Consider the following 2,445-nt stretch of genomic DNA (forward strand, 5'->3'; position numbering starts at 1 on the left):
TCATTTTGGCTGTACAAGAACCAGATGAAACGACGCACTTTGTAAGGACAGTTGTTTGCGCAGTATCTTGTTCCCACACATCGGTTATAGGCCATTTGATTTTGACCTTGTCGACCGTGAGAGGTTGCTGCAACAGGACATACTGTTTCACAGGGAGCGTGGTTACAGTGTTGACACATCACCGGCTGGAATGCTACCTGTGGATTGTCTGATGGGCTTTCTAGTTCACCAAACTGACTTAACGACTCTCCTAATCCGGAAATCGCATTTTTCTTATCGGCATCGGATAGAATGCTTTCTTCTGAAGAATAGTATCTGTCAATACGCAACCAGTGCATATCCCTGCTTCTTCTCACCTCTGTTTTACCAACAACCGGAACGTTGTTTTCGGCGTGACATGCTATAACACAGGCACCACAACCGGTACAGGCATTTAAATCTATTGACAGGTTAAAATGATGTCCAATTGAGCGATCGAAGCTTTCCCACAGATCAACATCGGGGGAGTCTACGGGTGTATTGACATGATTTAAAGAAACCTTAGGCATAGGGTTCCACTCTGCATAATCAACTGTGTTGAAAACTTCCAGTGTAGTTTCTCTTATGATGTCTCTTCCCATCATGGTATTGTGCAACTGCACACAGGCAAACTCGTGTTCTCCGCTTGTTTTTTCAAGTGAAACACGTTGCACGCCTTTAAAATTTTGGTATAATGAGTAGGCATTTACACCTACTTGCATTTCTTTTTGAATGTTGTGAGTTTTCCCGAACCCAAAAGCGAGGCCCACAGTACCTTTGGCTTGACCGGGTTGTATGAGTACAGGAACACGTTCAAGTGTTGAACCGTTTGTTTTAATATTCACATAACTTCCATTCAAAGCTCCATTAGCAACATGCTTGTTTACAAGACCTAAAGACTCTGCATCTGCTGCTGAAATTGTCAGGTAGTTATCCCAAGATGTTCTTGTAATGGGGTCAGGCATTTCCTGTAGCCAGGGGTTATTTGCATTTTGCCCATCACCCATATTTGTTTTGGTATAGAAAATCAGATCAAACTCTCCTTCAGCTGTAGATTGAGCAGCAAACGCACCGTTTGATTCTGAAGCCTCCATTGTTCCAGAGGCAACTTCAGTTTCAGGCATCAGGTTAGCTGTACTTTCAAACACACCATCGTGCAGTGCCTGATTCCAGCTATTTCCATTTAACAAGGGCTCAGTTGTTTCTCTTATATAATCATAATAGGATTGTTCTTTTCCTAATATAGCCAATATTGTTTCCTGAAATTGTTGGGTATTGAATAAGGGCTTGATGGTTGGTTGTGAAAGCGCAAAATGACCCTTCTTTATCTGTACATCACCCCAAGACTCCAAATAATGTGGAGTAGCGGCCACAAACTGGGCTTCAGAAGCAGTTGCATCTTCACGCATTGCAAAGGCCAGTGTAAAGTCTAAGTTTTTATAAGCTTCTTTTAGTTCTTCACTATTTGGTAAAGAATATAAGGGGTCTATACCCACTGTGATCAATCCTTTTACAGTTCCTGTTTTAATGCCCTGAACTACATTTAAAACTTCCTGACTGTTACCTTGTTTTATTAATCTTGGCTGGTCAGTATCAATTACAGTACTGCCAAGTGTTTCGTTTAATTCGAGTGTCATTGATTGTGCTTCCACATCCATCAAACCACAAACAACAACCGCTTTTGAACCGGCTTTTTGCAGCTGTCTTTTCGCATTTGAAACTGCTTCCTGAATATGTTGAGGAATATCAGCAGTTTTGCCTGCCAGAGCTTTCAATACTTCTTTTTGTTGAGCAGGGGTTACAGGTACACGTTTGTCTGCATTTGCACCTGAGAGTGTCATCAACGACTCAAACTGAATGTGCCGGGACATTTTTCCATTTTTAGGAACACGTCCTTTTGCATATCCAGCATCATAGCCTCCTCCTTGCCAATCTCCTAAAAAGTCGGCTCCAACAGAAACTATAACTTCAGCTTGTGAAAAATCATAATCTGCCAAACCTCTTACTCCATACTTCATTTGAAATGCATCAAGTGCTTCAGAGGATGAGACAGTATCGTAAACTACGTGACGAATGTTTGAATATTTTGTGGTAAACTCTTTAATGAGTTTACTGGTAGATGGGCTTGCAAGGGTTTGAGTCAATAAAACAACTTCATTACCGTTTGCCGAGAGGGTATCCAATCTTGAAGCCACTAGTGGATTGAAATAATCCCAATCTACTTGTTCGCCCTCTGCTAAAGGACCCTGAAGTCTGTATTTATCATAAAGAGACAAAACTGATGCTTGCACTCTTGCATTGGCACCTCCTTTGGTTTTTGAAAGGGTATTGTTTTCAATTTTAATGGGTCTTCCTTCTCTTGTTTTAACCAGAACAGAAGCAAAATCAAAACCATCTGCAATTGTTGTTGCATAAAAATTTGCAAGT

Annotated in this window: 1 protein-coding gene; it reads right to left on the minus strand. The window is 41.1% G+C overall.

Features of this window, described 5'->3' with window-relative positions; genetic code table 11:
• On the minus strand, positions 1 to 2,445 hold a 2,445-nt coding region (locus tag AACY61_RS12395), incomplete at both ends, for a 4Fe-4S dicluster domain-containing protein (protein ID WP_339611891.1).

Origin of the sequence: uncultured Planktosalinus sp. (assembly GCF_963973675.1) — a bacterium.
Classification (GTDB): domain Bacteria; phylum Bacteroidota; class Bacteroidia; order Flavobacteriales; family Flavobacteriaceae; genus Planktosalinus.